This is a genomic window from Wohlfahrtiimonas larvae, from assembly GCF_002006755.1.
Classification (GTDB): Bacteria; Pseudomonadota; Gammaproteobacteria; order Cardiobacteriales; family Wohlfahrtiimonadaceae; genus Wohlfahrtiimonas; species Wohlfahrtiimonas larvae.
The window spans coordinates 1-8,126 of the sequence record NZ_MVDO01000058.1 but is presented as its reverse complement, the minus strand read 5'-3'; the positions used below and the strand labels follow the sequence as shown (position 1 = coordinate 8,126).

At 35.3% G+C, this 8,126-nt stretch carries 7 protein-coding genes; 4 read left to right on the top strand and 3 right to left on the bottom strand.

Annotated features, from left to right (window positions below; all coding sequences use genetic code 11):
- The 4 genes from BZK14_RS03915 to BZK14_RS03900 all read left to right on the top strand — a co-directional run.
- The coding region (locus BZK14_RS03915; protein WP_077925281.1) for a FecCD family ABC transporter permease at positions 1 to 902 on the top strand (902 nt) is incomplete at its 5' end.
- A gap of 142 nt (positions 903 to 1,044) precedes the next feature.
- Complete coding sequence (locus BZK14_RS03910) at positions 1,045 to 2,988, top strand: TonB-dependent receptor plug domain-containing protein (protein WP_077925280.1); 1,944 nt, start codon at positions 1,045 to 1,047, stop codon at positions 2,986 to 2,988.
- 170 nt (positions 2,989 to 3,158) lie between these two features.
- Complete coding sequence (locus BZK14_RS03905) at positions 3,159 to 4,073, top strand: ABC transporter substrate-binding protein (RefSeq protein WP_077925279.1); 915 nt, start codon at positions 3,159 to 3,161, stop codon at positions 4,071 to 4,073.
- Between the two features lie 73 nt (positions 4,074 to 4,146).
- On the top strand, positions 4,147 to 4,668 hold the full coding sequence (locus BZK14_RS03900) for a YcnI family copper-binding membrane protein (protein WP_077925278.1): 522 nt from the start codon (positions 4,147 to 4,149) through the stop codon (positions 4,666 to 4,668).
- 61 nt (positions 4,669 to 4,729) lie between these two features.
- On the opposite strand, the gene BZK14_RS03895 is transcribed toward BZK14_RS03900, so the two are convergent.
- The 3 genes from BZK14_RS03895 to hemW form a co-directional block, all read right to left on the bottom strand.
- Complete coding sequence (locus tag BZK14_RS03895; RefSeq protein WP_077925277.1) at positions 4,730 to 5,275, bottom strand: NADPH-dependent FMN reductase; 546 nt, start codon at positions 5,273 to 5,275, stop codon at positions 4,730 to 4,732.
- A gap of 165 nt (positions 5,276 to 5,440) precedes the next feature.
- Positions 5,441 to 6,715, bottom strand: coding sequence for an O-acetylhomoserine aminocarboxypropyltransferase/cysteine synthase family protein (locus BZK14_RS03890; RefSeq protein WP_077925276.1), 1,275 nt, complete (start codon positions 6,713 to 6,715; stop codon positions 5,441 to 5,443).
- Positions 6,716 to 6,983: 268 nt separating this feature from the next.
- Positions 6,984 to 8,126, bottom strand: a 1,143-nt coding sequence (gene hemW, locus BZK14_RS03885) for a radical SAM family heme chaperone HemW (RefSeq protein WP_342742231.1), incomplete at its 5' end; no start/stop codon positions are given.

Here is an 8,126-nt window from a genome sequence, read left to right as displayed (position 1 = left end):
GTATGGAAAATATTTCTCCCAAAATGTTATGGCAAGACCTACCTGCTATTCATAATATTTTTTGGAATATTCGTGTTCCTAGAATCATCACTGCTTGGTTAATTGGTGCCATGCTTGCTATTTCTGGCATGGTTTTCCAAGCAATATTACGTAACCCATTAGCAGAACCTTTCACATTAGGCATTGCAAGTGGCAGCGCATTAGGTGCTGCTATTTATATACATTCTGGGATTGCTTTTTCACTTTGGATATTTTCTGGATTATCATTTGCTGCATTCATTGGTGCAATACTCATGACATTCTTAATTTATGTTCTGAATAAAAATGCCTTAGAATCCATCTCCCGTTTACTATTAGTTGGCGTCATTCTAAGTTTTTTTTGCAGCAGCTTAGTTATGATCATGCAAGCTATTGGCAGACCACAAGATAGCTATCGGCTGATGCAATGGATGATGGGAACCATTACTAATGTTGGGTATAATGACATTAGCTCCTTAATAATTGTTATGATAATCAGTACAATAATCATTGCATTATTAACACCCAAACTTAATCTGCTCAATGCAGGACATACGATTGCTCTCACCCGTGGTATTGAACCAACCTATACATTTATCCCTCTATTTTTCTTAGTGAGTTTAATGATGGGAACAATGATCGCAGTCAGTGGACCGATAGGCTTTGTAGGATTAGTTATCCCACACATTACTCGTCAATTAATTGGTAATGATCACCGCTATTTATGGATAGCTGTACTTTTTTTAGGTGGTGGAATATTAGTGATTGCAGATCTTGCCGCACGCTTATTATTTGCACCTTCTGAGCTGCCTGTTGGTGTCATTACAGCATTACTAGGTGCTCCATTTTTTATCTTAATCTTAATCAAAGATAAAAAAAATTAATTCTTGTATAATTATCAACCTACAAAGGGGAAGAGAGTGTAATTCTCTCACGGACCCGCCATCGTGATGCTTTAAACAGCTAAGTCGGAATACCTTTGTTGACCTATGATTAATTTCCTCGTGGACTAGGACTCGATATTTTATGAAACTTAACCCATTATATATGGCACTGGGTGCTATCTTTTTTGTTACGCCTTTAACATTTGCACAAACACATGATGATCAACAAAGTGTTACTCAGACTTTAGAAAAAGATGAAATTGTATTTACTGCAAACCGTACAGATCAAAAACTAGACACTGTTGGCTCCACCATTAATGTTATTTCTGAACAACAATTAGAAAATGGCCAATATCAACGTGTTAGTGATGCATTATCAACATTACCTGGCATCAATATTACTAGAAGTGGCGCCAATGGTTTAAGTGGCGCATTCATCCGTGGCATGAGTAGCGATAACGTTCTAGTCATGATTGATGGGGTGATTGTCAACAATCCATCCAGCGCTGGCCGTGGGTTTGACTTTAGCACATTAGACACATTAAATATAGAACGCATTGAAGTATTAAAAGGCCCTCAAAGTACATTGTATGGCTCAAGCGCATCTGCAGGTGTCATTCAAATGTTCACAAAAAAAGGTGGACCACAACGGACAACAGTAACATTAGAAGGTGGCAGTTATGAACATGTTAAAACAACGGTGCAAACACAAGGCCAAACAGATACCTTAATGTACTCTTTGGCTCTAGGGTTAAACCAAGAACATGGTATCTCTACTGCGGATAAAAAACTCGAAGGCAACTCTGAACGAGACAAATTTAAAAACCGTGATGCTTCTTTCTATATTAATTATGCACCTTTAGATTGGATCAACTTTGATTTAATGGCACGTTATGATCGCCAGCATACAGATTTAGATCTTGGTGGTGGCCCTAAACAAGATGCATTATATTATTATCAAAAATCTAAACGTTGGTTAGGCCGTTTTGCCATCAACACAATTTTATTCGATGAACAATGGTTAAGCTCATTAATCTATGATATTTCCGATAGTAGAAGTAGAAACTATCAAGATCCCGATCATAAATATAATACGACATATAGCAGAAGTGCCTTTAAAGGTAGATTACAGACGATTTCTTGGCAAAATACATTAACATTACATTCTGATTTCCAAACATTATTTGGATTTGCCTATAATAGAGAATCCATGTCCACTTTTACTAATTCAGTTTCTCAATATGGACCTTATGATTCAAGTTATCCTAAAAAAAGCATCAATCAAAAAAGCTTCTACTTAGACCAACATCTTAATTTTAATAACCAATTTTTCAATACAATTGGTTTAAGATATGAAGATCATTCAGAATTCGGTGATAAAACAACATATCGCTTAACATCTCGTTATAACATCACTGATTTTGTTGCAATTAAAGGTAGCTATGGTACTGGCTTTAAAGCACCAACATTGTATCAGTTATACGAACCAACATATGGCAATAAAAACCTTAAAGCTGAAACTAGCAAAGGTTTCGATATTGGCGTTGTTTTAACGCCGATTGAGTCTACAACGGTTGAATTAACGTATTTCCAACAAAAAATTAAAGACCGAATTATTTTTGACTCCCCTACTTCAAAATATAAATCTAGCGATGAATTCAAAAGTAAAGGTGTAGAATTTTCAACCAATACACAGCTCAATAATCAATTATCATTTGGACTTAATTATACTTATACAGATGCACGAGATTATTTAAAAAATAATGGCACCTTAATGAGCAATAAGGCTGTTCGTGTACCTAAACATATGGTAGGTGGCCATATTAATTTCAAACCATTAGAGCAATGGAATATATTTGCTGAAGCTAAATACCATGGCAGTACTGTCAGCAATTTAGCCGGATGGTCGCCTCAAAAAAATCTTAAACCTTATTGGATGGTGAACCTTGCAACAAACTATGCAATCAATGACGATGTAAGTATTTATGCTCGTGTGAATAACTTGTTAGATAAAGATTATTACACTGTTTGGGGTTATGGTGAAAAACGTATCAATGGCGCGATTGGCGTTAAAATTTCTTTCTAAGTTAAAATATAGCGCGATAGGTTTAAAATTATTTATCTAAATATCTCGCCCTTCGAGCGATATATGATCTGATGGTGATTCTTAGACTGATTTCACTATAGTATTCATGAAAAAGAGGGTTCTGCCCTCTTTTTTAATCTTACGAGATTATATGAGGCCATAATTTCACAATGAAAAAACTTTTATCTTTATTTATCCTCTATGCTTCATTATTCAGCGCATCTGCATTAGCAGTGAGCGAGCAATGCCAACGCATCATTTCTTTATCTCCAACCATTACCGATACATTATTATCATTAGGATTAGAAGAAAATATTGTGGCAGGAACACGCTATGATCGCTTACCTAAAAATAGTCACATCAAAGAAATTGGTGGGATGTTAGACCCTAACTATGAAGCCATTGCCCTACTTGATCCCACTATTATTTTTGCAGACCTTGCCAAAGATAGCCCACAAAAAAGAAAGCTAGATATGCTTCAATTCAATACCCATCTTATTTCTTTTTCCTCATTAGATACTATTAAAAAATCCATCACAGAAATTGGTAAAATTTGCAAAATACAATCAAGAGCAACCTATAAAGTCGATGAGCTCAATCATGCACTCAAAAACAATTACTTGTCAGATTATCCGCTAAATATATTAATTTTATATACCTATGAAGGGGAAGACTACTTAAATCAAGTACCTCAACGTGCTGCTGGTAAAAGTTTTCATCAAGATATTTTAGAATCAACTGGTTCACACAATGCTTACCAAGGCTCACTCAATGCGCCGATCATGTCACAAGAAAGTATCTTAATGCTGAATCCGGATATCATCATTCTGCTACAAGGTGATCAAAATAAATCATTGGATGAGACTCGTTCAATTACAATTGAGAAAATTTATCCCTTTTGGCAAAACTTGCAAAGTCTATCAGCAATACAAAATCAACAAATCTATATTATGAAAGGAGAGCCTACCTTTATTGCAAGCCCTGATGCTGTGATCGCAACACTCAAAAGTTTGTATCAAATTTTATACAATCATCAAATAACTGAAAATTCCTTATCTATAAAAAGTATTCAACAACATAATTGACAACTTGTATATACAGGAAAATAAAAAACAGATACAATTAAAACCCTACTCATTTTTATCATGAAATTTAATTATGAATAACATCGTAAAATTGTCATTAATCGCATCCACATTGCTCATGCAAATCGCAACAGCTCATGTTAGCTTTATCGATGCCAAACCTATCACTCAAGGCAAAGCATTTAAGGCAACATTTGCCATTCCGCATGGCTGTGCTAATACACCGACTACAAAAGTCAGCATCCAAACTCCTGAAGGAATCATTGGTATTAAACCGATGCTCAAACCTAATTGGGCAATAACAACAAAAATACAACCTTATGCTAAAACATATCAACAATATGGCCAAAATATTACGCAAGGTGTGACCACCGTAACATGGGAAGGCATTTTACCCGATCAATATTATGATGAATTTACGATTACAGGTTATTTTGCTGATAATGCAAATAATCGTGCTGAAATTTATTTCCCTGTGATTCAAACTTGTGAAGTAGGCGAATATCTATGGACAGATACAAGTGGGCATCAGCATCATGGGCATGATGCAAAAGAACTCAATGCACCATCACTTAAAGTTTTTAAGCCTAATTAAATCTAGCATAATGTTCAATAATAAAACAAGGCTATGTTATAAATAACATAGCCTTAAAATGCTAAGCCGTTTTTTTAATCCATTCTACATAATGTTTAACCCAGCCTTGTAGGTAAGCTTTAGTACTATCATTAGTAATATTCCCTTCTGCATCAAATGAATTCTCATTAAATTGCAGATAAACATCAGGCTGACTTAACACTGCCATGTCTAAAAATGTTAAAACATTACGTAAATGTTGCTGTGCCAATGCTGTGCCTAACGCACCTGGGCTTGTACCTAAAATACCAGCAGGCTTTCCTTGCCATACATTAGTACCATATGGCCGTGACCCCTGATCAATCGCATTTTTCAAAACTCCTGGAAACGAGCGATTGTACTCTGGTGTCACAAAAATTACAGCATCCGAAGTTGCAATCACTTGCTTAAACTCTAAAACTTCTTCAGGAGTATTCGCATCATTATCTTGATTATACAATGGCAATTTACTGATATCTGCAAATACCGCGGTATAATCCGAAGGCAATAATTTACTAATTGCTTGAGCTAACTGTTGATTATATGAACCTTGACGTAAACTTCCGACTACAAACGCAATGGTTTTCACACTGTTACTCCTCATATCAATGAATAGCCCATAATTATAAATCACACACCACTACATTAATAATATTTTTTCAATAATGATATTTGTGAATCAAAAAAAGCCTTTCTTTAATCACTCAAGAAAGGCTAAGATATTAGTTCTTGGATATTAATAGTATTCTAAGGATTATTTTCTCAATGCTTGGTCTAAATCTGCTTTAATATCTTCAATATTTTCTAATCCCACTGAAATACGAATAAATCCTTCTGAAATACCGATGGCTTTTAGTTCTTCTGCAGGTGTTTGACGATGTGTTGTACTTGCAGGATGAGTTACGATTGTTCTCACATCCCCCACATTTACAGCATGAATGCCTAATTCTAAACTATTAATAAATACCTTACTCTTCTCTCTACCGCCCTTAATACCAAATGCCAAAATACCACCTGCACCTTTTGGAAAATACTTTGTTGCACGGTCATAATCAGGACTACTTTTTAGTAATGGATAATTAACCCATTCAACTTCAGGATGATTTTCCAACCACTCAGCCAATGCTAATGCATTTTTAGAAACATAATCTAAACGAATGTGTAATGTTTGAATACCTTGTAAAATCAAAAATGCATTGAATGGGCTTAATGTTGTCCCGATATCACGCAACACATGCGCACGTGCTTTAATTAGAAAAGCTAAATTACCAAATGCTTCTGTATATACTAAACCATGATAAGCATCTTGTGGCTGTGTAAAACTTGGGAATTTACCATTTGCCCAGTTAAATGTCCCTGCATCCACAATGATACCACCCAGCGCATTACCATGGCCACCCAGATATTTTGTTGCAGAATGAATCAAAATATCAACGCCATGGTCAAAAGCTTTAAAAATAGCAGGTGGTGTGAATGTGCCATCTACAACAAATGGAATTTTGTGCGCTTTAGCAATGGCTGCAAATTTTTCCACATCCAGTACTTCCACTTTAGGATTACCAATTACCTCGGCAAATATTAGTTTAGTATTAGGCTTAACTTCTTTTTCAATCTCATCTTTAGGCGCAGTTTGATCCACATAAGTTACATCAATGCCAAAAGGCTTCAAAGTATTCGATAATAATGAGTAACTACCACCATAAATAGATTTGGATGAAACAATATGATCACCAGCTTCACAAATCGTTAGAATTGTTGTCAATAATGCAGCCGCACCAGATGCTACTGATAAACCACCAATTCCACCTTCTAATTCAGCTACAACATTACCCAATGCATCATTCGTTGGGTTGGTTAAACGTGAATAAATATTACCAACAGCCGCTAGGTTAAATAAATCTGCACCGTGATCTGCATCATTGAAATGATATGCAGTTGATGTATGAATTGGGCGTACGATAGAATTTGTTTCATCCCCCTTAAATCCCTGATGAACGGCTAAAGTTTCTAAATGTAATGGGCGTGTCATAACTGTTTTCTCCTCAATAAACTCATTTAATATAAAATTACAGCATAAAAAAACCGAAGGGACTTTCGTCACTCCGGTTGTATTTTGCATTTTTGAAACTTTGCGCTTTAGAGTGACTCAATCAGAAAGGAGAGTCACTCTTACAAGTAACTCTCTAAAGCATCATCATTTCAACTACAAATAAAAATTTCATTTCTGTTCCTAGATAGGTTTTACAGCATTTATATAAGCATATTAAAAAAAATTAGTCAATAATTTAAATTAAATATTAATCTATAAACTCCGAAAGTACATTATTTAAAAATAGAAAGCCTTGATCTGTCGTATTTAATTGGCCATTTTCTCTTACTATTAATCCACGCTTTTGTAATAAATTCAACCTATCTTCAATGACAGTAATTGGTAAAAATGTTCGTTCAGAAAAAATAGTTTCTTCAATGCCATGTTTTAAACGCAGAGCATTTAGCATAAATTCAAAAGGCAATTCTTCATTAATTACTTCTTCAATCACAACTCGCTCACTTGCATTTTTCTTCAAATATTGTGAAGGATGCTTTTCAATGGAAGTTCTTAAAATACGTGACTCGCCTTGCATTGTGATCTTGCCATGTGCACCCGCCCCAATCCCAATATAATCACCAAACTCCCAGTAGTTACGATTATGCCTTGATTGATGCCCTGCTTTTGCAAAGGCTGACACTTCATAATGTTGATAGCCATTGGCTTTTAATAAAGCATAGCTTTGCAACTGCATCTCTTCTATTAATTCGCTTTCAGGTAATTTAGGTGGATATTTATAAAAATAAGTATTCGGCTCCATCGTCAATTGATAATGGGAAATATGATCAGGCTTCAAATCAATCACACCTTGCAAATCACTTAATGCTTGCTTTACTGTTTGATCTGGCAACGCAAACATCAAATCACAATTGATATTATCAAAGCCAGCATCACGCGCAATTTGTACGGCTCTTTTAGCTTCATCACTTTGATGAATCCTACCCAGCTTTTTCAAATGATCATCATTTAAGCTCTGAATACCAATGGAAATACGATTGATGCCAATGTCATGATAAGCCTTGAAATAATTAGCATCCACTGTACCAGGGTTTGCTTCCATAGTAATTTCAGCGTGGGGATCTAAAATCAAATAACTGCGTAACCCACTTATTAAACGAGCCATATCATCAGGCTTCATCAAGCTTGGTGTGCCACCACCAATGAAAATCGTACGAATAGTTCTTCCCCAGATTTTGGGGACAATTTCAACAATATCTGCCAATAATGCATCCACATAATCGACTTCATAAGAATCATTTTTTAACTGATGTGAATTAAAATCACAATATGGGCACTTCTGAATACACCAAGGAAAGTGTATATATAAACTTAATGGAATCATATATCTCGC